The following is a 22,487-nucleotide window of genomic DNA, read 5'->3' on the forward strand; positions in this document are numbered from 1 at the left end:
TGCGTCACAGACCACACCTACCCCGCGCACGTCAGAAGTGCACCCGGACACAGTGCGTGAGCATTGACTAACGACCGGTCACGCATCCTCATGTCCGGTAATGGCTCCCGCGTTTACGGAAAACGACAGCCGGACTCCGGCTATCGGCCGTCTCCGTGACCGCCGGCGACCGCCCGCGCGCCTCCGGCGCTTGCCTACGCGCCCTACCGCCGAGGTCGCCTCAACCAGTCCCCGCCCGCCCCCACCACGGGCTATCGGCCATCCGCGTCACCGGCAGGCTCCGGCTCGTCGCCCTCCACGGAAACCGGCACGGAGACCGGCCGGTCCACCAGCGCGCTCCCCGGTTCCCGGGTGCCGTCGGTCGCCGGTCCCGGGGTGCCGTCCGGCCGCTCCCCCTGCGCCGGGGCCGGCTGCTGGGCGCGTTCGAGGAAGCGCAGCAGCTCGACGGGGAAGGGCAGCACCAGCGTGGAGTTCTTCTCGGCCGCCACCGCCACCACTGTCTGGAGCAGTCGCAGTTGCAGAGCGGCCGGCTGCTGCGACATCACCCCGGCCGCCTGAGCCAGCTTCTTGGACGCCTGCAGCTCCGCGTCCGCGTTGATCACGCGGGCCCGCCGCTCCCGGTCGGCCTCCGCCTGCCTGGCCATCGACCGCTTCATCGTCTCCGGCAGCGAGACGTCCTTGATCTCCACGCGGTCGATGTGCACGCCCCACCCCACGGCGGGGCTGTCGATCATCAGTTCCAGGCCCTGGTTCAGCTTCTCCCGGTTGGAGAGCAGATCGTCCAGGTCGCTCTTGCCGATGATCGAGCGCAGCGAGGTCTGCGCCATCTGGGACACCGCGAACCGGTAGTCCTCGACCGCGATGATCGCTTCGGGAGCCTGCACCACCCGGAAGTAGACGACCGCGTCGACGCGCACCGTCACGTTGTCCCGGGTGATGCCCTCCTGGGCCGGCACCGGCATCGTGACGATCTGCATGTTCACCTTGCGCAACCGGTCCACCAGCGGAACGACCATCGTGAACCCAGGGGGGCGCACGGCGGGCCGCAGCCTGCCGAGCCGGAAGACGACGCCCCGCTCGTACTGCTTGATCACCCGGGCGGCGGCCAGGACGTACGCGCCCCCGCAGCAGACCACCACCACACCCGCCGTCACCAGCACCTCGATCATCACGGCCACCTGCCGTCCGTATCGCGAGTGATGCCCCATCCGGGCTAGTGATGTCCACGATAGTCCCGTGCTGACGCGCTGTGCAGAGTCCGCGCCGGGACGCGCGACGGAGCGGGCGGCGCGCGGGCGGCGGTGAGCCCTCCGCCGGGCGCCCGGCGGAGGGCTCACGCACTGAGGTGACGCGCTGAGGTGACCGCTGAACCGCGCCGGGGCGCGTCAGCGCGGGGGCCTCAGTAGACGTTCACGCCGTAGGCGCTCAGCGCCTCCTTGACCGGCTGGAAGAAGGTCGTACCACCGGAGGAGCAGTTGCCGCTGCCGCCCGAGGTCAGGCCCAGCGCGGTGTTGCCGGCGAACAGCGGGCCGCCGCTGTCGCCGGGCTCGGCGCACACCGTCGTCTTGATCAGACCGCTGACGACGTCCCCGCCGCCGTAGTTGACGGTGGCGTTCAGCGCGGTGACCTTGCCGCCGCGCAGGCCGGTGGTACTGCCGCTGCGCTGCACGCTCTGCCCCACGGTGGGGTTGGCCGCGCCCGTGATGTCGCGGGTGGAGCCGTTGTAGAGGTTGATCGAGCCGGGGTGCGCCAGCGAGGTGTTGCTGTAGCGGACCAGGCCGTAGTCGTTACCGGGGAAGCTGGTGCCGGTCGAGGGGCCGATGCTCGTCGTACGGGCGGAGTTGGTGTACCACGGCGGCTTCCCCTCCGTGCAGTGCCCGGCCATGACGATGGAGTACGTGCCCGAGGAGTTACGGACGTTGAACCCGGCCGAGCAGCGCCAGCTGGTCGCGTAGATGGCGTCACCGCCCCTGATCAGCTTGCTGAGGGTACCCGGGGTGCGCTCGACGCGGATCGCCTTGGCGCTGTCCCCGGCTTCCCGCTTGAGCCGGGCTATCTCGGCCTTGCTCACGGTGCTGTCGGCCGTGACGACAAGGGTCTTGGTGGCCTTGTCGACATACCACGCCGTTCCGGCGACATCCGCGGCGCGCACCGCGTCACCGGCCGCGGTGGCCTGCGCCGCGGTAGGGGCGGCCGCTTCGCCCTCGATGGCGCCGGCGGCGGGGATCGCCAGTGCCGACACGGCGGCCAGACCGGACACCACACCAAGGAGCCGGGCACGTCTCCGGAAGCCGGGCAGCGAGTTGTTGCGCTTGTTCCTCAACTCTTCCTCCGAGGGAATCGGGGGTCCGCTGGAGGCGCGGGCCCGTGAGGCGCAGCCAATGGGCACACCGCCTTCCGGTTAGACGTGCCCCTGACAAGCGCTGAGGGGAGTATTGGTGCCCCGCCCATCCAGCGCAAGAGGCTGACCGGCGGCAACGCGTGAACACGACGTTTCGCCCCCGCGGCGATCAGCTGCCGGCCGCGCCCGACCTCGGGATGCCGGTGGGAAGCGTCAGCGGGTGAGCGGGTACCGCTCCCCCGCCGTGAGCGCGAACGTCAGGGTGTTGCCCGGCGGCGGGAACGGGCACAGGAAGTGCTCGGCGAACGCGCAGGGCGGCAGCACCGTGTGATTGAAGTCCAAGGTCAGCGCGCCGTCAGCGGTCGGCGCCGCCGGGCGCAGGAACCGGAACCGGTAGCTCCCGCCGTCTTCCGCCGGGCGACCGCTGCTGCCGTCGGCGAGGACGATCCACAGCGACCCGTCACCCTCCGTACCGGCGGCGAGCTTGTGCTGGACGCCGTCCATGGTGAACACCGCCTCTCCCGTGAGGCCGAGCCCACGCGTCGCGCCATCGGCGTTCGCCACCTGGACGGTACGGTTCCTCACATACGGACGGAATCGCGCGGGCAGGACCCAGCGATCGGCGTAGTCGAACGCGTCGATCCCGGCGAACGCCCGCCGCGCCGGGGACTGCGGATCGAAGACGCGCACCGCCCACAAACCCTCGCGGCGCAGCACCACCAGCCGCCGGTCGCCACTGGTGACACGGGCGTCCAGCGGACCGTACTCGGGACCGAGCCGGGCCTCGCCCTCCAGCGGCCGCCCGTCGACGGCCAGACCGTCGGCGGCGGAGGCGGCGAGCAGCAGTTCCTCACCGTCCTCCACCCACCGCCCCGGTACGCCGGGCAACCGCCCGTCCGTCGCGTCAGCGAGCCAGTACGTGCCCGTCACCGACAGCGGCCCGTGCCGGGCCGAGACCATCTGGGCGCGTTCCGCGCGCCAGGCCAGCCATCGTCCGCGGGCCGCCTCGTTCGTGCCCTCTGAACCCGTCGCCGAACCCGTCGTCCGTATCATGGTGGTCAACCCTTCCCTACGGGCAGAGGGAGCCCGGGATGGGCTCGGAACGTGCTTCCCGCGCATTCCGTGCGGTGCGTCCCGCGCTCCCGAAGGAGCGGCACCACGCGCTCCCCGACATCATCGAGATCACCGAGCCCGTCTGGTGTGTGGTCCGGTACCAGGATGAAGCCGTCGGCCGCGTCCGTCTGGACGAACGTGTCCCGTTCGCGGCGACGACCTGCGGTATACCGGTGAACGACTGCCCCCGGCGCCTCGATCACGGCTCTGCTGGTCCGAGAGCCGTTCTCCCCGGAGAGCGCCCGCTCGCTGGCAACGGCGGCCCGCGGGCGGACTCGCCGCGCCCGCCCCTGGCCGGGGCTGCGCGTCCCCCTCCGGTTCGATGTCCGACAGGGGGCCATTCGGGTGACCACGCGAGAGATGCCGGTCATCGGGCGGTCGGTCGTCGCGCGGCCGGTCATCGGGTGATCTTTCTGGCGCGCGTGCAGCGGTTGGCCGGGCGCGGCAGGCCGAGGTGCTCGCGGAGTGTGGCGCCCGGATAGAAGTGGCGCGCCAGGCCGCGATGCTGAAGCACGGGAATGGTCCCGTCCACCAGGAGCCGCAGGTCGCGTTCCACCTTCCGGGGCCGGAAGTGGAAGCCGTCCACGGCACCGTCCGTGTGCCAGGCGGCGGCGAGCCCGGCGAGCGCCACGGCGTCGGCCGAGGCGTCGAGCGAGACGGGTAGCGAGCCGAGCACGATCAGCCGGTCCGGGTCGCGGCCCCGCCGCTGGGCGCGCTGCCGCAGGTCGTCGCGGGCCGCGCGAGCCTTGTCCGGGTCCTCGGTCCGTACGAAGGCGATATCGGCGTACGCCGCTGCGGCGTCCCGCGCGCGCGGTGCCGTGACGTCGATGGCGAGAACGGGGTGGCCCTGTGGCGGACGGTGCACGACGGAGGGGCCCCGCACGGAGAACGTGGTGCCCTCGACGTCGATGTCATGCGGCTTCTCCTGGTCGACGAAACGGCCGGTCGCCACGTCGCGGAGCTCCGCGTCGTCCTCCCAGCTGTCGAACAGCCGGGTCACCACGTCCACGACCTCTCCGGCCTCCCGCCACAGCTCGGGCGCCGGCGCCGGGCGGCGGCCGACGAGCCGGGCGCCGACCACGGGTGCGGAAATGCCGGCGATCCAGCCCGCGCGGCCCCGGCTGACCCAGTCCAGGGTGGCCACGGCCGCGGAGACGTGGAACGACTCGGTGCGCGTGGTGGTGACGGTGGGCAGCAACCCGATCCGCCGGGTGGCGGGCGCGACGCGGGCCAGCACGTCGAGCGCGTCGATGCCGCCGACGCCGGGCGCGGGCCGGCCGGGCGAGTCATCGAGGGTGACGAAGTCGAAGGTGCCGCGCTCGGCGAGGCACGCCCGGTCGACGTAGGCGGAGGCGGAAGCGGCGACCGGCGTGCCGCCGTCGATGGCGACGGCCAGCCGCAGCGGGCGGTGCACGGGAGGCATGGGCATCCTTCGGTCCGGCGGGAGGAACAGGCGGGATGGCGGTCGGGCTGGTGGTGATCGGGATCGTGGCGGCCGGTGGTCGGCGCCGGTGCCGACGGCGGCGAACGCCCTTTCACCGCACGGGAGTTGGCGCGCCCCAGCGATCGTCGTCGCGTACAGGGAAAGGCGCCCGCGACGGCGTTCACGCACGGCGGCGGCCGCGGATCGGCACGCTGAAAGCGGTCATTTCGCGGCAGGTTGGAGCCGAGGAGACGCGGGATGAGCCCACAGCCGGGAAACCGCTCGGCGGCATACGCGGCGTGCGCCGTGATGAGAGCGATGGGAGCGATCAGGCCGACGCCGCGCGGGCCCGCGCCGACGATCGCGGTGGCGGGCGGCGGAAGCTGACTCGGGGGAGCGAGGGAGAGCGCGTACGAAGGCACGGGCATAGAGGGACTCCGTGGGTGCTCAACTTACGCACGCGTGAGATCCGCACACTCCGGCCGCGCCCCTCAGCACTGCCGGAGTCCGAGGCTATGCCGCCCTCACGGCTCACTGTCAAGGCTGTCCACAGTGTGAACACCGCGTCTCACTGCCAGTTGACGGGTGAGCGGATGGCTGCTGCACTGACCTCATGGACGCATGGCAGCGCCTGGTCACCCGCGACCACATCGACTTCGGTCGGGTGTGGTCGTGTTCCTGTTCGGGCTGACCGCCCGCGCCTGAGCCGCCCGCCTGACTCGCTGGGCCCGGCCGCGCTCTCCCGCTCACCGTCCTCGCCGCGTCATCGCGTCCCGCGATCCCGCGCCGCGCATCCCGCTTCCGGCACGCGTCCGCACACGCACCTCAGCGCTTCCCTCCCCTCGCGCGTTCCCCTCGTCTGTCCCGCCTTCCGCCCATCAGCGGAAGGATTCAGCAGCCGCAGTCGCAGCACTCACAGCACTCGCAACATTCACAGCACTCGCATTTATGGCACCAACCGCCGCGACGTTGGCCGTTCCACGGGTCGTGGTACTCCTCGCGGCAGCACAACTGGCAGGTGCAGCACATCCCGAGCCAGACCGCGCAGCCCGCGACGAGCCCACGCCTGCGCGGCGGCCGACCGGGTGCGCCGGGTGAACCGCCCGAGTCCCCCGAGCCACCTGACCCGCCGCCGAACCAGTCTCCGCCCGAGCCGCTCTGCCCGCCCCCGCCCCTGTGGCCCGGGGCGATGGGCTGCGCGGGGGCGCCGTTCCCGTACGGGTTCTGATATCCCTGGGGCGGCTGCTGCCCCTGGCCGTCAGGCGCGTACGGGTTCCCGTACTGCGGCTGGTACGGGCCGGGCTGCTGATAGGGGCCGGGCTGGTACGGGCCCGGCTGGCTCGGAGCGGGCTGGTACGGGCCCGGCTGGTACGGACCCGGCTGGTGCGAGCAGCTGGGGCCGAACACGCGGTCCACGGAGTGCTTCAGCTCGTGCGCGAGCAGTACGTGGGCGAGCTTGCCGTCGGCGAAGTCCACGTCCCGCAACGCCAGTCGGACCCCGTGCACGGCGTCGTCGCACAGCCTGCGCGCCTCGGCGAGCGTGGCGCCCGTGGCGAGCAGCGGGTTCCACGCGCCGGTCCGCGCGTCCTTGTCCAGGTCCTCCACCGCGTCCAGCAGATGCGCCAGCCTGCCGAACAGCCTGCCCGCCTCTTCCAGCGGGGCGCGGTTGCCGGGCCGTCCGGCGAGCTGGGCGGTGTGCGCGAAGGCCGCGCCGGTCGCGCTCTCGGTCGGCTCGGTGATGTCGAGCAGCGACGTCCCACGGCCCGCCAGCGCCTCGACGCCCGCCTGCCGGTCCACCGCATCGACCAGTACCGCCGTGTCGAAGCCGAGGTCGGCGCCGGTGTGCGCACCGGCCTTGTCCCACTTCGCAGCCATGCGGCGGGCGGCAGCGGCGACCGGGCGGCGTGCCAACGCGCCGTCCTTGTCCTCGATGTGGTCTCTGACCTTCGCCGAGGCGAGCACCAGCGACACCGCGGCCGCGAGCCGGGCGCCCTCGCCGCGCGCCACGGAGGCGGTCCGCATGCCCCGCAGCGGGCAGGGCCCCGCTGTGCGGCGCCAGCCGTCCTCGCGGCTCGCGTCGCGGGACTGGGCCTCGACCAGCACCGAGATGATCAAGCCGTCGTAGTTGGTGGCCACGCGTGCGAACTGGCCGTGGTCAGCACGAAGGGCGAGGCACAGACCACACAAATGAGCCATCCACTCAGTGCGCAGACCGTCGGGCAGTCGATGCTGACACGGTCGGACAATCCCAAACAAAGCGGCCTCTTTCCCCCGTACGCCACCCGGCGTCACCCAATTAGCCGGGCGAGTCTACATTTCATGCCGTCAAGCCTCTTGCCCCGCTGGAACTCTGATTCCCCGCCATGCGTTGTGCACCAGTACCGTCACGAATCCCCTGTGCGGCGGCAATCCGCTTGGCACATCATCCGCATCATGGACGACCATAGAGGAGCGGACAGTACCCACCGCGTGTGAGAGGAGGCGTCCATGGGATCGGTGCGCAAGGCGAGTGCCTGGCTTGGCCTCGTCGACGACAGCGATGATGAGCGCTACTACGACGACGACTACTCCGAAGGACCCGAGCCCGGTGACGCCTGGGTGACCGACCCGCGGGTGCGGGTCGCCGACCAGACCGCGCAGGAACAGGGGAGCCGTATCGCCACGGTGACTCCGGACGGCTTCCGTGACGCCCGCGGCATCGGTGAGCTGTTCCGTGAGGGTGTCCCGGTCATCGTGAACCTCACCGCCATGGAGCCCGCCGACGCCAAGCGCGTCGTGGACTTCGCGGCCGGGCTCACCTTCGGGCTGCGCGGCTCCATCGAGCGCGTCGCCACCCGCGTCTTCCTGCTCACGCCCGCTGACTACCAGATCGTCAGCGGCGAGTCCGGACGCAGGTCCAACGGCTTCTTCAACCAGAGTTGACCCCGGCGGGCGTGAGCAAGTCCCAGCTCACGCCGCCGGGCCTCCGCTCGGCCCGTGCCCACCCGCCGGTTCACCGGAAGGCATCGAGCCCGGTGAGCGCCTTGCCGAGCACCAGCTGGTGCATTTCGACGGTGCCCTCGTAGGTGAGCACCGATTCCAGGTTCGTGGCGTGCCGCATCACCGGGTACTCCAGCGAAATGCCGTTGGCGCCGAGGATCGTACGGGCCGTACGGCAGATGTCGATCGCCTCGCGCACGTTGTTGAGCTTGCCGAAGCTGACCTGCTCGGGCCGCAGCCGTCCCGCGTCCATGCGCTGCCCGAGGTGGTGGGCGAGCAGTACGCCCTTGTGCAGCTCCACGGCCATGTCGGCGAGTTTGGCCTGGGTGAGCTGGAAGCCGCCGATGGGCTTGCCGAACTGCTCGCGGGTCTTGGCGTATTCGAGGGCCGCGTCGAAGCTGGCGCGGGCCGCGCCCATCGCGCCCCACACGATTCCGTAGCGCGCGTGGCTGAGGCAGCTGAGCGGTCCGCGCAGTCCGATACCGTCGGGAAGGACGGCATCGGCGGGCAGCCGTACCTGGTCGAGGACGAGTTCGCTGGTCACCGAGGCGCGCAGGGACCACTTGTGGCGGATCTCGGGAGCGGAGAACCCGGGGACGTCGGTCGGTACGACGAAGCCCCGGATGCCCTCGTCGGTCTGCGCCCACACCACGGCGACGGCGGCCACCGAGCCGTTGGTGATCCACATCTTGCGGCCGGTGAGCACCCAGTCCGATCCCTCCCGCTTCGCGGTGGTGCGCATGCCCGCGGGGTCGGAACCGTGGTCGGGTTCGGTCAGGCCGAAGCAGCCGATCGCCTCACCCGCGGCCATCGGCGGCAGCCACCGCTGCTTCTGCTCCTCGGAGCCGAACCGGTGGATCGCGTACATGGCGAGGGAGCCCTGGACGGAGACGAGGGAGCGGATGCCCGAGTCGGCGGCCTCCAGTTCCAGGCAGGCCAGGCCGTACTGGACGGCGCTGGCGCCCGCGCAGCCGTAGCCCTGGAGGGACATCCCCAGGGCGCCGATCGAGCCCAGTTCCCTGGCCAGCTCGCGGATGACGGGGAGTTCGCCGCGCTCGTACCAGTCGGCGATGTGCGGCAGGACGCGGTCGGCGGCCCACTGGCGCACGGTGGCCCGCACCGCCAGGTCCTCGGGGCTGAGGAGGTCGTCGATGCCCAGCGGGTCGGTCGGGTCGAACGGCGGCAGAGTGCGCGCGGACATGGGACAGCCTCCGGCTCGGGTGCGGGTCTGCGTGCGGGGACCGGCAGCCAGGGGCCCGTACCGCCTCGGCGTCCGGAGTGATCATCCCGTCACGCCTGACGTTACTTCTGGGTAAGAGATGGCGTCCAGCCCTCCCCCGGTCAGTTCTGGCCCACGGGCCCGCGGCGGCCCGCGCCGACGGGCGGTCAGCGGTGGGAGGAAGACGGGGCGAGGTCACGGACCCCGGGGCTTGCGGCGGCTTCGGTGCCGTGGCCCTGCGCCGGGCCGTGGTGCTCGTCCGCGGAGGCGCCGGAGCGCCGGTCGTCCGGGGCGCTGTCGTGGTCCCGCGCGGCCTGCGGCGAGTCCGCGAGGGCGCAGGCGGCGGCGTCCCCGCTCGCGCAGTCCATGGCGCGCGGCAGGCGCAGCGCGGCGGCCGCGCCGAGCAGCAGCAGGGCCGCGCTGACGGCGAGCGTGACGTGCAGCCCGTTCACGAAGGACTCACGGGCGGCGGCGCGCAGCGCGCTGCCCGCCGGTCCGCCGAGCCGGTCGGAGACCTCGTACGCCTCACCCAGCGAATGGCTCGCGGCCTTGCTGTCCTTGCTGGGTACACCGGGGGTGCCGGCGACGGGCGGCCCGTACGCGGCGTTCATCACGCTGCCGAGCAGGGCTATGCCTATGCCCGCGCCCAGTTGGTAGGAGGTCTCGCCGATGGCGGCCGCGCCGCCCGCCGAGTGGGCGGGAGCCTCGCTGAGCATCGACTCGTACGCGCCGAACAGGGTGGTCTCCAGGCCGAAGCCGAGGAGGACGAAGCTGCCGATGAGCACCCCGGGGCGGTCTTCCTGGCCCATCACCGTCAGTGAGAGGACGGCGGCGGCGGTGATCAGGAAGCCGGTGGCGACCATCGTGCGGGGGCCGAGGCGGTGGAGCAGCCGGGAGCCCGCGAGTCCTGCGGCCATGGCGGCGAAGGTCAGCGGCAGCAGGCGCAGGCCGGTCTCCAGCGGGGTGAGTCCGAGGACGAGCTGGAGGTACTGCGCGGCTATGAGCTCCAGGCCGACGAGGGCGAGCATCGCGAGCACGATGCAGCCGACGGAGGTGCCGAACGCGGGCCGCGCGAACAACGTCAGGTCCACCAGCGGCTGGCTCCGGCGCCGCTGACGGCGGACGAAGAGGAAGAGCAGGGTGCCGCCGAAGACGGCGGGAGCGAGCGTCCCTGGCTCGAAGAGGTCTCCCCCGTTGCCCAGCTGCTTGACGCCGAGAACCGCGCCGAAGAGACCGAAGGCCGCCATCAGCGCGCCGAGCACATCCCAGGGCCCGTCGCCGTCGCCGGTGGATTCGGGCAGCACCCAGCGCCCTACGGGCAGGGCGACCACCATGAGCGGGATGTTGATGAGGAAGACCGAGCCCCACCAGAAGTGCTCCAGCAGGAAGCCGCCGAGCAGCGGCCCGGCGGCGGCGCCGACCGCCGCCACCGCGCTCCACACGCCGATGGCGAGGGCGCGCTCACGCCGGTCGGGGAAGACCTGGCGGAGGATCGACAGCGTGGCCGGCATGATCATGGCGCCGCCCGCGCCGAGCAGGGCGCGGGCCACGACGAGTATCAGCGGGGTGGTGGCCAGGGCGGCGAGCGCGGAGGCCAGCCCGAAGAGGCCGTAGCCGAGCAGCAGGACCTTGCGGCGGCCGATCCGGTCACCGAGGGTCCCGAAGAGGATCAGCAGCGAGGCACAGACCAGCGGGTAGACGTCGACGATCCACAGCAGCTCCATGGAGCCGGGGCGCAGATCCTCGCTGACGGCCGGGACCGCCACGTGCAGCACGGTCGCGTCCACGGCGACGAGCAGGAGGCTGACGCAGAGCACGAACAGCACGACCCAGCGGTTGGCTCCGCTGCTCGGGTCGCGCCAGTCACGCCAGAACCAGGGAACGCCCGCTGCCCGCTGAGTGCCGGCTGTGGTCGTCCCGGTCATGTACGTACCTCCCTGTGGTGCGCTCGCGGCGCTGGGGCGTGGCGGGGCGTCGTGGGACAGCCCGGCGGCCCGGCGGCATTGGGCGAGTGAGACGTCAGAGTACGCGAGTCGTCACAGGGGTCGAGTGCCTCACCTCACGTTGAGACCCTTGTCCCATTCGTCCCAAGCCCCCGCCTGACCTGCGTACCGGCCCCGTCCGACCGGGGCAGGAACGTTCCTGCCCCGGGATGTGTGCCCACTGCGGCGACGGTCGGCACGTTCGTACGCGTGCCGGATAATCGGGGGAACGACCGACCCGCTGACGCCGCCCGCCCGACCGTGGGCGCCCCGGCGGCGGCGCGGCAGGCCGGCACCGACCCTGGCACCGGGGCACGTCCGGCGGCCCGGCAGGTCGCCCCACGGCGACCGGCGGGGAAACAGCCGGGAACCTCACGGCCAATCACCGATAAACGGCGGAGCGCTAATACAATAAACGGGTTCTCCGGGTCCCTTACGAGAAGGCCGGGGGAATAGGCGGCGGCTTCGGCTATTTCGTGGAATCGTGAACGGCAATGCTGAGAACGAGACCCGCTCCACATCACATCGTCATCACAAAGAGACGTGATCGACCGAAGTCACCTGTCACGCAATGTAATGTCGATTGAGTGCGTACCGATGACAAGCTTCCTCAGGCCGAGGAGCGCCCGACCAAAGCAGCGCGACCGCGCATGACGCGGACGCGCGGCTGGCTGTTGGGGTCGACTCTCGCGGTCTATGTGGCGACCGTGGTCGGCGTGCTCACCACCTCGTGGCTGGTGAAGCTCGACTGGCAAGTCATGTTGTTCCGGCCGTACAAGCAGTGGCCGGAAATCCACACCTTCCTGGACTACTTCGTGGTGCTGGGCCAGCGCGGCCCGACGGCGGTCGCTGTCACCGCCTGGCTGGGGTGGTGCTGCTGGAGACAGCGCACCGTGCGCCCGCTGCTGCTGCTCGGGACCTCGCTGCTGCTGCTCAACGCGACCGTGGGTGCGGCGAAGCTCGGGATGGGCCGCCTCGGTCCGCACTACGCCACCGTGGTCGGTTCGAACGAGATGTGGGCCGACGGCGATATATTTCCCTCCGGTCACACCGCGAACGCCGTCGTGACCTGGGGCGTGCTGGCCTACCTGGCGACCACCCCGCAGGCCCGCAGGGTCGCCTCCGTGATCGCCGCCGTGGTCACCCTCGGCGTCGGCATGACGACCGTCTACCTCGGCACCCACTGGGTGAGCGATGTGCTGCTCGGCTGGGCTGCCGGACTGCTGATCCTGCTCGCGCTGCCGGTGTTCGAGGCACCCATGGCCTGGGCCGAGATGGTGCTGCGGATGGCCTGGCAGCGGCTGCGCACGGGCTCCCCGCTCCTCCCCCAGCCGGCTTCTCCCCTGGCCAGCCCCGCGTTGAGCACACCGCGCGGCGCGCCGGAGGAGGAGCCCACCGGCCGCGAGCGGGTCACGGCGGGCGGTCGCTCGGGCGGCGCGGCACGCAGCTCGGAGACCTGGCCGCATCACCCGTCCCGGCCGCACACCGCCCGCTCCGAGCGGACCCCGGTCACGCCCACCGGCAGCCGCCGTCCGCCGCACGCGGACCGCGGGCCGCGGACCGCGCCGCTCGGGCCCGCCGCCCAGCGCGGGCGCACCGGCGGCTGAGGCCCCGGCGTCTGCCCGCTGCCGCGCGGACGGCGCACGGCGACCGACTTCGACGACGGCCCCGGCACTCCACACAGGAGTGCCGGGGCCGTCGTCGTGGTGGTGGCGGGCGCCCGCCGCCCGTATCCGTCGCGCCCGGGGCCCCGGGCGCGCTCAGCCCTTCCAGCAGCGCTCGACGACGCCGCCCTGGACAGTGAAATTCAGTCGGCCGCCCAGATACTCCATGGTGATGATCGCGCCGGGCGGGAGCGACCTGACGGTCGTCCAGCCGCGCTGCCGTGCCTGCTGCTCGGCGGTCTCGCTGTCGAGCCCGACGTAGGAGTCGAGGTCGTCAGCGGGTTCTGCCGGTGGTGTGGGTAGAGGTGCCATGCCAGCCACCGTAAGCGGCCGGGGCGGGCGGCGGAAGGCGGGTCAGCGCACCGGGGCTTCACCCTGTCGCCCGTCAGTGGTCACACTTGTGTCACAGAAAACGCGGCCCGGTTTGCCGTAACGCACGTCACTCGTAAGGGCCTTCTGTTCACCATCAGAAGACGTGGCCGAGTTCTCGGCAATAACCTTCGCAGCCGCCCGGAAACAGCCTCCTGATCGACTGCGGGACGACCCCGGGACCGCCTATTGCGTAGCGGTTGATAATCGCTTCGGGGATACCTCAGGTGAGCACAATTCCGCCACATTGCGCGGCTTGCTCGTACACAGGTTTGGCCATACCCGCACGCACCGACTTCCCCACCGACACCCACATGACAGACACACCAGACAAGCCCGACAAGGGCCGGGTGCCGGGCCTCTCACACCGGTCAACGGCCGGGGCAGAAGGGGGCAGATCGGCACAGCGCATGCGTGTCGCACCCTCGCGCGCCGACCGCACGACGAGCATCATGGCGGGTACCCGAAGCCCCGGCACAGCTGACGCTAGAGGGAGCAGGCATGGGAACGGAGACCGCTCAGGCGGCTACCGGGCCGGTACGGGTGCGGCGGCCCGGCGGCCGCGTCATCGTGGACTGGCTGACCACCACGGACCACAAGAAGATCGGGCACCTGTATCTGATCACGTCCTTCGGCTTCTTCCTGGTCGCCGGGCTGCTGGCGCTGCTGATGCGCGCCGAGCTGGCGCGCCCGGGGATGCAGGTGATCTCCAATGAGCAGTTCAACCAGGCGTTCACCATGCACGGCACGATCATGCTCCTGCTCTTCGCGACGCCGACCTTCGCGGGATTCGCCAACGCGATCATGCCGTTACAGATCGGCTCGCCCGACGTCGCCTTCCCGCGCCTGAACATGCTGTCGTACTGGCTGTTCCTGTTCGGCGGGCTGATCGTGCTCGGCGGCTTCCTGGTGCCCGACGGCGCGGCCGACTTCGGCTGGTTCGCTTACGCGCCGCTGAACAGCGCGACCCGGTCACCCGGCATCGGCGCCGACATGTGGATCATGGGTCTCGCGATGTCCGGCTTCGGCACCATCCTCGGCGCGGTGAACTTCCTCACCACCATCATCGGGATGCGCGCCCCGGGGATGACGATGTTCCGGATGCCCGTCTTCACCTGGAACGTGCTCTTCACGTCGATCCTGGTCCTCGTGGCCTTCCCGGTGCTGGCGGCGGCGCTGCTGTGCCTGGAGGCGGACCGGCGGTTCGGGTCGGTGGTCTTCGAAGCCGAGTACGGCGGGGCACTGCTGTGGCAGCACCTGTTCTGGTTCTTCGGCCATCCCGAGGTCTACATCATCGCGCTGCCGTTCTTCGGCATCATCACCGAGATCCTGCCGGTCTTCTCCCGTAAGCCGATCTTCGGCTACGTCATGCTGATCGGCGCGACGATGGCCATCACCGGCCTCTCGGTGGTGGTCTGGGCACACCACATGTTCGCTACGGGCGCGGTGCTGCTGCCCTTCTTCTCCTTCATGTCCTTCCTGATCGCGGTGCCGACCGGCGTGAAGTTCTTCAACTGGATCGGCACCATGTGGCAGGGCTCGCTGTCGTTCGAGACACCGATGCTGTGGTCGGTCGGCTTCCTGGTGAGCTTCCTGTTCGGCGGGCTCACCGGCGTCATCCTCGCCTCGCCGCCGCTGGACTTCCACGTCACCGACACGTACTTCGTGGTCGGCCACTTCCACTACGTCGTCTTCGGCACGGTCGTCTTCGCGATGTTCGCGGGCTTCTACTTCTGGTGGCCGAAGCTCACCGGCAAGATGCTCGACGAACGGCTGGGCAAGATCCACTTCTGGACCCTGTTCGTGGGCTTCCACACGACGTTCCTGGTGCACCACTGGCTGGGTGTGGAGGGCATGCCACGGCGGTACGCGGACTACCTGGCGGCCGACGGCTTCACCGCGCTCAACACGGTCTCCTCCATCGGCGCGTTCCTGCTGGGTCTTTCCACGCTGCCGTTCCTGTACAACATCTGGCGGACCGCCATGTACGGGACCAAGGTCGAGGTGGACGACCCGTGGGGGTTCGGCCGCTCGCTGGAGTGGGCCACCTCCTGCCCGCCGCCCCGGCACAACTTCGTGACGCTGCCCCGCATCCGCTCCGAGTCCCCCGCCTTCGATCTGCACCACCCGCAGGTGGCGCGGCTTGAGGAGGAGCAGATCAGCGCAGAGCCCGATCGAGCCGGTCGCGCAAGTCCCTGATGTGCTCGCGGAGCGCGGGCGGCTCGCGTACCTCGAAGTCGAACCCCATCAGCGCGATGTGCACCACGATCACATCGAGCCCGTGCGCCCCCGTGTGCAGCAAGCAGCTGTTCTCATCGACGGCCTCAAGCACCCCGGCCGTCGGCGACACCGTCTCAGCGGCCCGCTCGACGGGCACCCGCAGCAGTACGGTGGCACGCTCCGTGTACGCGCCGGTGGACACGCCCCGCGACACGTAGGCGGCCAGGTCCTCGGCGGGCGGGCGGCGGGGCTCGAAGCGCGGTCCGTGCGGCGGCTTCGGCTCGACGCGGTCGGCCCGGAACGTACGCCAGTCCGCCCGGTCCACATCCCAGGCGACCAGATACCAGCGGGAGCGGCTGCACACCAGGCGGTAGGGCTCGGTGGTCCTACGGCTCACGCCACCGTTGTGGTCGCGGTAGGCGAAGCGCACCACCTCGCGGTCCCTGCACGCGTGCGCGAGCTCGGTGAGCGTGCGCGGGTCGATGGTGGGTCCGCCGTGGGCCACCGGCACCGTGTACGCGTTCAAGGCGGACACCCGGCGGCGCAGCCGGTGCGGCAGCACCTGCTCCAGCTTGGCGAGGGCCCGCACCGTGCTCTCCTCGATGCCCTCGACGCCGCCACCCCCGGCGGCGGTGCGCAGGCCGACGGCCACGGCGACCGCTTCCTCATCGTCGAGCAGCAGCGGCGGCAGCTCGGCTCCGGCGCCCAGCTGATAGCCGCCCGCGGTGCCGGGCACGGAATGCACGGGGTAGCCGAGTTCGCGCAGCCGGTCGATGTCACGGCGTACCGTGCGCGGCGTCACGCCCAGCCGCTCGGCCAGGTCGGCGCCCGACCAGCTGCGGCGGCCCTCGCCTCCGGCCTGGCCGTCCATGGGCGCGAAGCCGCCGTGGGCCTGAAGCAGCGACAGCAGGCGGAGCAGACGGGCCGAGGTTTCCAGCATGCCCGCAGTGTGCCAGCCCTTGCGGACACCCTCGGTCCGCAAGGGTGGAAAACGGCCGGGAACGGAGCGGAGGCCCCGGACTCCCGGCGCCGTGCTCAGCGTTCCCGTAGCCCGGCGGCCCCGTGGTCCCCGGAGTCCCGTAGGACCGGAGAACGGCGGGGCCGACCGGACGGGGCCTCGTCATCGCGGACGGGTGCGGCGCGCGGCCGCTACCCGAGCGCGGGCCCTTGGGCCTGGCGGGCGCCGACGGGTCCGCCCGGCCGGCGCCGTCCTCTTCTCACCACCGGTACCACCGCGAGCGGTGGCCTCCCGTGGTCGTCGAACGGACGAGGAAACCAAGCAGCCAGACGAGCAGCACCGCGATCGCGATCCACCACAGCACCTTGACCGCGAACCCCAGGCCGAACAACAACAGGGCGAGCAGCAGAACAACCAGAACAGGACCCATGATTGGCACCTCCGGACCACCGGGTGCCCCTGCCGGACCTGTCCATGCACCGTCGCGCACGGTGAGCGGCCGGGAAGTCCCGCACCGCCGCCCCGCGCGTACGGCGCGTGGCTACACCTCCTCGACGGACACGGAGAGGTCGTTGTCCATCGTGTAGTACGGGACGGCCCGCACGGTCCTGTGCTTGGCCGCGACCCGCGACGCCGGGTAGGTGAAGATCAGCTTCTTGTCCGCGACATCGTCCAGGACGCGCCCGATCCGCGCCTCACCGGCCGCCACCGCGTCCTGCCCGTCATCCCCCGCGGCAGCGGGCTCCGGCCGGCACAGCCACAGGTCCCATACGTCCTTGCCGCCCGTGAAGTGCGCCGCGAGCTCCTCGTACGGCAGCGTGAAGGCGAAGTCGGCACCGTCCGCCGTCACCGGCACCGCGCACTCCACGGCCCGGTCACGGCGCAGCCGCGCCCGTACGACAGCGCCGGACAGCCAGGCGGCCGGGCGCTCCACGCGGTACAGCCGTCCGCGCCCGGCCAGCACGCCGTCCTCGATCCGTATCTCCCCCGCCTCCACATGCGGCGTGCGCAGCCAGCTGCGCAGCGAGACGTTGCCGTGCTTGGTCGTGTACGGGATGCGGACGGCCAGCGGCGACGTGCTGGGACCCGGCCTGCGGTCGACCAGCGAGCGCAGGTCGTTGAGGCCGGGTGCCAGCCTGCGCGGCTCCTCGTCGGCGCACGCCACGTAGACGTCCCAGCGGCCCTCGGGGAGCGCGACGGTGCTGGGCAGCACCGCTCGCAGCCGGTCGTCGGCGGCCGGGGAGAGCGGCAGCCGCACCTCGTCGGCATCGCTGTCCCCGCCACGGCGTATGAGCACCAGCGCGGCGCTCCAGTCGGGGCCGGTGCCGGGCACGGGCATGTCACTGATGTCGAAGGTCAGCCCGCCCGCGGAGTCCGCGACGCAGTCGGCGCGCGGCGGGGTCGCCACGGTGGGGCCCTCCTCGGGCTGCTGGGGGCTGGGGGCGTCGGCAGGCAGCTGAGCGGAGGTGGTCATGCGGCACGTACCTTTCTGAACGCCAGCCGGCCGACGTCCTTCGTCGCGTAGACGCCGCTGAGCAGGGCGCCCCGCGTGCGGTGGAACGAGCCACGCAGTCCCCCGCGCGACACCAGGTCGCTGAAGAGGGTCTCGTAGTGCCCGGCGACCCGGGACGGATCGAAGCGGGCGGAGTTCTTCAGCGCGGCCTGGCCCATGCGCCGCCGCAGCTCGTCGTCGTTGATCAGGTCGAGCAGGGCGGCGGCGATCGCGTCGACGTTGCCGGTCGGCACCAGGAGGCCGTCCACGCCGTGGTCGATGATCTCGCCAGGACCGTGCGGGCAGTCGGTGGAGACCACCGGCAGTCCGCAGCGCATCGCCTCGACGATGGTCATGCCGAACGACTCCAGGCTGGAGGTGACGGCCGCGATGGAACCCTTGGCCCACTCGGGGTCGAGGGGGTTGGCCGGGCCCATCAGATAGACGTGGTTGTAGAGGCCGAGCTTGTCGATCAGTGCGCGCAGCTTGGCCCGCTCGGCGCCGCCGCCGTAGATCCGCAGCCGCCAGTCGGGGCGCTGCGCCGTGACCTTGGCGAAAGCTTTGATCAGCAGGTCGTAACGCTTCACCGGCGCCAGCCGCCCGGCGGCCACGACCCACTTGCCGGTGCCGTCGGCGGGTGCGACGCCGGAGGCGGGCACGCTGTTGGGCACCGCCAAGATCCGCACGCCGGGCAGCCGCAGCTGGTCCCGGTAGGACTCGGCGTCCGCCTCGGTCACGGTGGTCACCGCGTCAAGGCGCGGGTAGAGGCCGCGCAGTGTCTTCTTCAGCGCCTTGGAGTGGGTGCTGAGCGTCAGATGCTCCTGTCCCACGCGCACCACACCGCGCCGTGCCTGCCGGGCGACGTGGACGTTGATCCCCGGGCGCGTGCCGACCACCACATCGGTTTCCAGGTTCTCCAGGTACTCCGCGATGCGGACATCGGTGAGCTGGCTGTACTGCTTGTAGCGCCCCTCGGACTTGGGGAAGACGCGAGCGGGTCTGGCGTGCCGCGGATCGTCGCCCTCGTACGTCGGGCTGCCCTTGCGGAGGTCCACAAGGTGACGCAGCGTCACGTTCGGGCCAGGGTCAAAGACCGGCTCATCCCGGTGCCGGAACACCGAGACGATCTCCACGTCGTGCTGCTCCGCGAGCGTGCGCGCGGTGTTGTACGTGGTCCGGATCGTCCCTCCGATGCCGTACGCATTATGAATCAGGAATGAGATATGCATCCGTCCCCGTATCCCACGGTTCCCCGCGGACGGTCCCTCTCGTCCGCCTACCTCTGGGTTAGACCGCGATAACGGTTGCTGGGTTGGCCCCTATGACCATCTTGTTCCACAAGCGATGTGAAATCGGTAGCGCCTTCGGGGAACTTTCGAGTATTCGTGATCATCATGGCTGGTCGAGAAGGTGCGGCCGACGCCCCGGGGTGCGGCGTGTCACCAGGTTGAGTGAACTGTCACACCTCCCAGCGTGCCTCCAGGGCCGTTCAGGCGCCACCGAGCGTCCCGACGTGACCACAGCGGGCAGGGGCGCGGGAGCCTTGCCACTGGTCAACGGCGGCATGGCCGCCGGTCTCCCCGGCCATGGCCCGGGCGCCCCCGAGGGCCGTCCCGCGACGGCCACCCGTGCGGGGTAAGCGCTTCCTTGACGGCTGCTCCCAGCCCGCCCCGGCACGGCGTGATTCCGCCTGCCACCGCCGCGTGACCCCGGCCGCTGATCACCCGTTGTGTTCATTACGAGCCGGGGCCCACCCGGCGCTCACCGAGATCGAGGAGCTACCCGTGCCGCGCATGCTCGACGTCAGCGACGACGTTCGCGCCGAGATCGGCGACGAAGAAGCCGAACGGCTGCTCGTCGGCGACAACACCCCGGGAAACTACGACTGCACCTCCTGCCGCACCCCGGGCGACGCCGCCCAGGAGCCCACCAGCACGGTGCTCTTCGTCGGCGAGGAGACCGCCGTCCTCGCCTTCGCGCACGCCACCTGCATCCCCTCGCAGGTCGTCACGGTCTCCGAGGAGCAGCTGCAGGGCGCCGTCCAGTCCATCACCGGCGGGATCGACCCGAGTGAGAAGAGCGACCCCCGGCAGGCGGTGCTCGGTGTCACCAGCGGCCTGATCCTGATCGACGGCGAGGTGCACCCGGCGCTCGTCGTGGAACCGACGGGGCCGATCGTGCGCCCCGGCTCCAACAGCCCCGGCGACGACTTCCTGCCCCTCCTGGTGGAGCAGGGCTTCAAGACGGTCACGGACATGGAGCAGATGCCCGGGGTGAACGCGGGCTGGTCCGTACTGCTGGCGATGGGCCAGCTGCACGCCGTCCTCCAGCCCGGCACGGGCGGCGGCGCGGCGACGGCCTGGTGGCAGGCGCACCAGCCGCTGCAGGTCACCGAGGGGTGGCGGACCGCCGTGAACAAGTCGCAGATGGTGCTCGTCTACGCCGCCCCCGCGGGAGTCGTCGGCCAGCAGCCGCGCGAGGACCTGCTGCGCGAAGCACTGGACCGGGCCGCCGCGCGGGGCGCGCTCGTCGCCGCCGCCATGCCGCTCGCGGGCACGTGACGACCCCCACGCCGAGGCCGGCGCGGATCGGGCGCCCCGTCGGCACGGACGCCCATGGCCCCCGGCACGGGCACGGAGGAATGACGCCCCCGCCGTTCACGCGCGTCTCGGCCCCCGCGTCGCCGCGTCCATATGCCGTACGAACAGCGCATTCTTCCCCGGCCCCGCATCCGGCGGACGATCAGGTCGTTGGCACGTACGTGCACTCATACGACCCCGCCTCCCGAGACCCCTACCAACACCCGATCCCCGCCATGCGGCCCTCCCACGAATCGTCCACCGCTCCCACCAGGCAGCAGCAGTCGGCCACCCCGATCTACGACGCGCTGTACGCGGAGTACCGCAGGTCCTTCCGGGCGCTTCCGGGGGACCGCGTGGGCGAGGAGGACCTGGAGTTCACCGCGTTCGGTCCGCGTGATCACCGTGGGCAGTGGGAGCGCGCGGGGTCCTGGGAGCGCGCCGGATCGTGGGACGGGGGGACCTGGACGACGGCAGGGCTGAACCAGCGGATGAACCCGCCCGCCGCGCTGCCTCCGGCGCCCCGCGACAGCAGACGGCACGGGCTCTAGCTCGCGCTGGTACCCGTGCCGTCGTGTTCGCGTGCCCGTCACACCCGCGTGCGCGGCGTTCCCTCGTGCGCGCGGGCGCACCGGAGTGCGGAGGCCCACGCGCGCGGCTTACTTGTTACGGCCGCGCTTCTCGCGGACCCGCACCGAGATGTGGATCGGCGTGCCCGGGAAGCCGAACTCCTCACGCAGCCGTCGCTCCACAAAGCGGCGGTAGCCCGCCTCAAGGAAGCCGGAAGCGAAGAGCACGAACCGTGGCGGCTTGGTGCCCGCCTGCGTCCCGAACAGGATGCGGGGCTGCTTGCCGCCGCGAACCGGGTGCGGGTGCGAGGCGACGATCTCACCGAGGAAGGCGTTGAGCCTGCCGGTGGGGACGCGGGTCTCCCAGCCCTCGATCGCCGTCTCGATCGCGGGGACGAGCTTTTCCATGTGCCGCCCGGTGCGCGCCGAGACGTTCACCCGCATCGCCCACGGGATCTGCACCAGGTCCCGCTCGATCTCCCGCTCCAGGTAGTAGCGGCGCTCCTCGTCGAGGTTGTCCCACTTGTTGTACGCGATGACCAGGGCGCGCCCGGCCTCCACCGCCATGGTGATGATCCGCTGGTCCTGCACGCTGATGGACTCGCTCGCGTCGATCAGGATGACCGCGACCTCCGCCTTCTCCAGCGCGGCGGCGGTACGCAGCGACGCGTAGTAGTCGGCGCCCTCCTGGAGGTGCACGCGGCGGCGGATACCGGCCGTGTCCACGAACTTCCAGGTCTTGCCGCCGAGCTCGATCAGCTCGTCCACCGGGTCGCGGGTGGTGCCCGCCACCTCGTTGACGACCACTCGCTCCTCTCCCGCGACCTTGTTGAGCAGGGAGGACTTGCCGACGTTGGGGCGGCCGATCAGCGCGACCCGGCGCGGCCCGCCGATGGTGGTGCCGAAGGTCTGCGCGGGCGCCTCGGGCAGGGCGTCGAGGGCCGCGTCGAGCATGTCGCCGGTGCCGCGGCCGTGCAGCGCCGAGACCGGGTGCGGCTCGCCGAGGCCGAGCGACCAGAGAGCGGCGGCGTCGGCCTCGGAGGACGGCCCGTCCACCTTGTTGGCACACAGCACGACGGGCTTCCCGGCCCGCCGCAGCAGCTTGACGACGGCCTCGTCGGTGTCGGTCGCGCCGACGGTGGCGTCCACGACGAAGACGACCGCGTCGGCGGCCTCCATCGCGAACTCCGCCTGCGCCGCCACCGAGGCGTCGATGCCGAGGACGTCCTGCTCCCAGCCGCCGGTGTCGACGACCTTGAAGCGGCGGCCGGCCCATTCGGCCTCGTAGGTCACCCGGTCCCGGGTGACCCCGGGCCGGTCCTCCACGACGGCCTCACGGCGGCCGAGGATGCGGTTCACGAGGGTCGACTTGCCGACATTGGGGCGGCCGACGACGGCGAGCACCGGCAGCGGGCCGTGACCGGCCGCCGCGAGGTCGCTCTCGACCTGGTCGAGGTCGAAGCCCTCCTGCGCGGCGAGCTCCATGAACTCCGTGTACTCGGCGTCGCCAAGCGCACCGTGCTCGTCGCCGGTGTGGATCTGGTCGTTCATGAAGTGTGTTCCTCGTCGTCCCTCATCG

Annotated in this window: 18 protein-coding genes; 5 read left to right on the forward strand and 13 right to left on the reverse strand. The window is 71.4% G+C overall.

Features of this window, described 5'->3' with window-relative positions:
• Positions 1-251: 251 nt before the first annotated feature.
• The 5 genes from AC5P1B_RS19575 to AC5P1B_RS19595 form a co-directional block, all read right to left on the reverse strand.
• Positions 252-1,169 (reverse strand): slipin family protein, encoded by a 918-nt coding sequence (locus AC5P1B_RS19575; protein WP_493888639.1) that lies wholly within the window; start codon positions 1,167-1,169, stop codon positions 252-254.
• Between the two features lie 230 nt (positions 1,170-1,399).
• Positions 1,400-2,323, reverse strand: coding sequence for a S1 family peptidase (locus tag AC5P1B_RS19580; RefSeq protein WP_493888584.1), 924 nt, complete (start codon positions 2,321-2,323; stop codon positions 1,400-1,402).
• Positions 2,324-2,554: 231 nt separating this feature from the next.
• Positions 2,555-3,394 (reverse strand): DUF1684 domain-containing protein, encoded by an 840-nt coding sequence (locus AC5P1B_RS19585; RefSeq protein WP_493888585.1) that lies wholly within the window; start codon positions 3,392-3,394, stop codon positions 2,555-2,557.
• A 457-nt stretch (positions 3,395-3,851) separates the two neighbouring features.
• Positions 3,852-4,877, reverse strand: a complete 1,026-nt coding sequence (locus AC5P1B_RS19590) for an LLM class flavin-dependent oxidoreductase (RefSeq protein WP_493888586.1) — start codon at positions 4,875-4,877, stop codon at positions 3,852-3,854.
• A gap of 891 nt (positions 4,878-5,768) precedes the next feature.
• On the reverse strand, positions 5,769-7,133 hold the full coding sequence (locus tag AC5P1B_RS19595; RefSeq protein WP_493888587.1) for a DUF5685 family protein: 1,365 nt from the start codon (positions 7,131-7,133) through the stop codon (positions 5,769-5,771).
• 231 nt (positions 7,134-7,364) lie between these two features.
• Here AC5P1B_RS19595 and AC5P1B_RS19600 point away from each other — a divergent pair, with 231 nt between their 5' ends.
• A complete protein-coding gene (locus AC5P1B_RS19600) occupies positions 7,365-7,799 on the forward strand; it encodes a cell division protein SepF (RefSeq protein ID WP_493888588.1) in 435 nt (144 codons plus the stop codon).
• Between the two features lie 70 nt (positions 7,800-7,869).
• Here the strand turns inward: AC5P1B_RS19600 and AC5P1B_RS19605 are convergent, their stop codons facing one another.
• Both AC5P1B_RS19605 and AC5P1B_RS19610 read right to left on the reverse strand, forming a co-directional pair.
• Entirely contained in the window at positions 7,870-9,057 is a 1,188-nt protein-coding gene (locus AC5P1B_RS19605) for an acyl-CoA dehydrogenase family protein (protein ID WP_493888589.1), read from the reverse strand.
• 185 nt (positions 9,058-9,242) lie between these two features.
• Positions 9,243-11,000: an MFS transporter gene (locus AC5P1B_RS19610; RefSeq protein WP_493888590.1), complete on the reverse strand. Its 1,758-nt coding sequence runs from the start codon at positions 10,998-11,000 to the stop codon at positions 9,243-9,245.
• Positions 11,001-11,707: 707 nt separating this feature from the next.
• Here AC5P1B_RS19610 and AC5P1B_RS19615 point away from each other — a divergent pair.
• Entirely contained in the window at positions 11,708-12,664 is a 957-nt protein-coding gene (locus tag AC5P1B_RS19615; RefSeq protein ID WP_493888591.1) for a phosphatase PAP2 family protein, read from the forward strand.
• Between the two features lie 153 nt (positions 12,665-12,817).
• Here the strand turns inward: AC5P1B_RS19615 and AC5P1B_RS19620 are convergent, their stop codons facing one another.
• On the reverse strand, positions 12,818-13,033 hold the full coding sequence (locus tag AC5P1B_RS19620; RefSeq protein ID WP_493888592.1) for an I78 family peptidase inhibitor: 216 nt from the start codon (positions 13,031-13,033) through the stop codon (positions 12,818-12,820).
• Positions 13,034-13,591: 558 nt separating this feature from the next.
• On the opposite strand from AC5P1B_RS19620, the gene ctaD reads away from it, so the two are divergent.
• On the forward strand, positions 13,592-15,289 hold the full coding sequence (gene ctaD, locus AC5P1B_RS19625; RefSeq protein WP_493888593.1) for an aa3-type cytochrome oxidase subunit I: 1,698 nt from the start codon (positions 13,592-13,594) through the stop codon (positions 15,287-15,289).
• Here ctaD and AC5P1B_RS19630 read toward each other — a convergent pair.
• The 4 genes from AC5P1B_RS19630 to AC5P1B_RS19645 all read right to left on the reverse strand — a co-directional run bounded on the left by AC5P1B_RS19630 (position 15,249) and on the right by AC5P1B_RS19645 (position 18,989).
• On the reverse strand, positions 15,249-16,250 hold the full coding sequence (locus tag AC5P1B_RS19630) for a helix-turn-helix transcriptional regulator (RefSeq protein ID WP_493888594.1): 1,002 nt from the start codon (positions 16,248-16,250) through the stop codon (positions 15,249-15,251). The genes ctaD and AC5P1B_RS19630 overlap by 41 nt on opposite strands.
• A 277-nt stretch (positions 16,251-16,527) precedes the next feature.
• Positions 16,528-16,698, reverse strand: coding sequence for a hydrophobic protein (locus AC5P1B_RS19635; protein ID WP_493888595.1), 171 nt, complete (start codon positions 16,696-16,698; stop codon positions 16,528-16,530).
• Positions 16,699-16,809: 111 nt separating this feature from the next.
• Positions 16,810-17,742 (reverse strand): hypothetical protein, encoded by a 933-nt coding sequence (locus AC5P1B_RS19640; RefSeq protein WP_493888596.1) that lies wholly within the window; start codon positions 17,740-17,742, stop codon positions 16,810-16,812.
• Positions 17,739-18,989 carry a glycosyltransferase family 4 protein gene (locus AC5P1B_RS19645; RefSeq protein WP_493888597.1) on the reverse strand — a complete coding sequence of 417 codons (1,251 nt, stop codon included), beginning with the start codon at positions 18,987-18,989 and terminating at the stop codon, positions 17,739-17,741. Before AC5P1B_RS19645 ends, AC5P1B_RS19640 begins: the two co-directional genes overlap by 4 nt.
• A 555-nt stretch (positions 18,990-19,544) precedes the next feature.
• On the opposite strand from AC5P1B_RS19645, the gene AC5P1B_RS19650 reads away from it, so the two are divergent.
• The gene (locus AC5P1B_RS19650) at positions 19,545-20,321 is read left to right on the forward strand and encodes a DUF8842 C-terminal domain-containing protein (protein WP_493888598.1); all 777 of its coding nucleotides are present in this window, start codon (positions 19,545-19,547) and stop codon (positions 20,319-20,321) included.
• Between the two features lie 254 nt (positions 20,322-20,575).
• A complete protein-coding gene (locus AC5P1B_RS19655; protein WP_493888599.1) occupies positions 20,576-20,890 on the forward strand; it encodes a hypothetical protein in 315 nt (104 codons plus the stop codon).
• A 108-nt stretch (positions 20,891-20,998) separates the two neighbouring features.
• On the opposite strand, the gene der is transcribed toward AC5P1B_RS19655, so the two are convergent.
• Complete coding sequence (gene der, locus AC5P1B_RS19660) at positions 20,999-22,459, reverse strand: ribosome biogenesis GTPase Der (RefSeq protein ID WP_493888600.1); 1,461 nt, start codon at positions 22,457-22,459, stop codon at positions 20,999-21,001.
• Between the last annotated feature and the right edge of the window lie 28 nt (positions 22,460-22,487).

Source organism: Streptomyces sp. A01 (assembly GCF_059026195.1).

Bases quoted from the DNA above. Each gene is read 5' to 3' on its own strand.
- AC5P1B_RS19575 (WP_493888639.1), bottom strand. From the start codon at position 1,169: ATGATCGAGGTGCTGGTGACGGCGGGTGTGGTGGTGGTCTGCTGCGGG.
- AC5P1B_RS19585 (WP_493888585.1), bottom strand. From the start codon at position 3,394: ATGATACGGACGACGGGTTCGGCGACGGGTTCAGAGGGCACGAACGAG.
- AC5P1B_RS19590 (WP_493888586.1), bottom strand. From the start codon at position 4,877: ATGCCTCCCGTGCACCGCCCGCTGCGGCTGGCCGTCGCCATCGACGGC.
- AC5P1B_RS19600 (WP_493888588.1), top strand. From the start codon at position 7,365: ATGGGATCGGTGCGCAAGGCGAGTGCCTGGCTTGGCCTCGTCGACGAC.
- AC5P1B_RS19605 (WP_493888589.1), bottom strand. From the start codon at position 9,057: ATGTCCGCGCGCACTCTGCCGCCGTTCGACCCGACCGACCCGCTGGGC.
- AC5P1B_RS19610 (WP_493888590.1), bottom strand. From the start codon at position 11,000: ATGACCGGGACGACCACAGCCGGCACTCAGCGGGCAGCGGGCGTTCCC.
- AC5P1B_RS19615 (WP_493888591.1), top strand. From the start codon at position 11,708: ATGACGCGGACGCGCGGCTGGCTGTTGGGGTCGACTCTCGCGGTCTAT.
- AC5P1B_RS19620 (WP_493888592.1), bottom strand. From the start codon at position 13,033: ATGGCACCTCTACCCACACCACCGGCAGAACCCGCTGACGACCTCGAC.
- ctaD (WP_493888593.1), top strand. From the start codon at position 13,592: ATGGGAACGGAGACCGCTCAGGCGGCTACCGGGCCGGTACGGGTGCGG.
- AC5P1B_RS19630 (WP_493888594.1), bottom strand. From the start codon at position 16,250: ATGCTGGAAACCTCGGCCCGTCTGCTCCGCCTGCTGTCGCTGCTTCAG.
- AC5P1B_RS19635 (WP_493888595.1), bottom strand. From the start codon at position 16,698: ATGGGTCCTGTTCTGGTTGTTCTGCTGCTCGCCCTGTTGTTGTTCGGC.
- AC5P1B_RS19640 (WP_493888596.1), bottom strand. From the start codon at position 17,742: ATGACCACCTCCGCTCAGCTGCCTGCCGACGCCCCCAGCCCCCAGCAG.
- AC5P1B_RS19645 (WP_493888597.1), bottom strand. From the start codon at position 18,989: ATGCATATCTCATTCCTGATTCATAATGCGTACGGCATCGGAGGGACG.
- AC5P1B_RS19655 (WP_493888599.1), top strand. From the start codon at position 20,576: ATGCGGCCCTCCCACGAATCGTCCACCGCTCCCACCAGGCAGCAGCAG.
- der (WP_493888600.1), bottom strand. From the start codon at position 22,459: ATGAACGACCAGATCCACACCGGCGACGAGCACGGTGCGCTTGGCGAC.